The 1,198-nt window shown below is 61.8% G+C and carries 1 protein-coding gene; it reads left to right on the top strand.

Translation table 11 applies throughout. From position 1 onward, the window contains the following. Positions 1-82 precede the first annotated feature (82 nt). Positions 83-1,192: an ISAs1 family transposase gene (locus EWE75_RS24655; protein WP_130160641.1), complete on the top strand. Its 1,110-nt coding sequence runs from the start codon at positions 83-85 to the stop codon at positions 1,190-1,192. Positions 1,193-1,198 lie beyond the last annotated feature (6 nt).

Raw genomic sequence — 1,198 nt, 5'->3', positions numbered from 1 at the left:
GCAGGGGAATCGCATTTGAGCTGGAGGGAGTAGCGCCGGGCAGGAAAAAGGATTCTGAAGCGTCTTCTGGAAAGACCGGGAGATGCAGGTGCGTGGTTTTCGAGAGTTGTTCGAAGTTGTGCCAGATCCGCGGCGAGCGAATGTCAGCCACGCTTTGCCCGATATTTTGCTGATAGCGTTCGCGGCGATGCTGTGCGGCGCCGAGACGTGTGTGGATATGGCGGATTTCGGCGAGGCGAAGCAGGATTTGCTGAGCCAGTTCATGGATCTGGATCACGGGACGCCGAGCCATGACACCTTCAGCCGGGTGTTCCGGCTGCTCGATCCTCCCGCCTTCGAGGCGGCGTTCCGCACGTTCACGGGTGTTTTTGCGGCGACGCTGGAAAGCCATGGCATGACCGGGCCGATCATTGCCATCGACGGCAAGTCGCTACGCGGAGCGGTCGATACGGCCCGGCGTACGATGCCGTTGCATCTCGTGACGGCCTGGGCTGCGGACCACAGGCTGGTGCTCAGCCAATGCCATGCCCCGAACCGCAGCGAGGTCACGGCCGCCCGCGAGATCATCGCCATGCTCGATCTGACGGGCTGCACCGTGACGACCGATGCCCTGCACAGCAACCGTCAGACGGTCTCCGCCATCCGGGCCCGGGGTGGCGACTATGCCCTTGTCATCAAAGGCAATCGCGGCCCGCTCCACAAGGCGATCCAGACGCTGCTGGCAAACCCCGATCCCAAACGGGCCGCCAGTACGAGTGAAACCGCCCATGGCCGCGATGAAGAGCGCCGCGCGTGGGTGGTCCCGACACCTGCCGGCTGGGCCGAGCAATATGAGTTCGAGGATCTGTGCGCCGTCGCCCGGATCGACAGCACGCGCCGCATAAAAGGGCAGGAGCAGACCGACACGCGCTACGCCGTCTTCTCCTCCCTCTTGCCACCAAGCGAGGTTCTACGCGTCATCCGCGCTCATTGGACCATCGAGAACCAACAACATTGGCTGCTCGATGTCGTCCTCGGCGAAGATCGCATCTTCACCAGATCCGATCACTGCGCTCAAAACATCGCCCTGTTACGACGCCTCGCCCTCAATTTGCTCCAGCACGACACCCGAAAACTCTCCATCCGCAGAAAATTTAAACACGCCGGATGGCACGACGACTATCTCTCTTCTCTCCTCGCTCAAATGCGATAGCCCTGC

The organism is Sphingomonas populi (assembly GCF_004208535.1).
In the GTDB taxonomy this organism is placed as follows: Bacteria; Pseudomonadota; Alphaproteobacteria; order Sphingomonadales; family Sphingomonadaceae; genus Sphingomonas; species Sphingomonas populi.
Note: the sequence above shows the minus strand (reverse complement) of the source record. Positions and strands in the feature narration are given on the sequence as shown.

Excerpts from the sequence above, each read along its gene's own strand:
- EWE75_RS24655 (WP_130160641.1), top strand. The coding sequence starts at position 83 with ATGCAGGTGCGTGGTTTTCGAGAGTTGTTCGAAGTTGTGCCAGATCCG.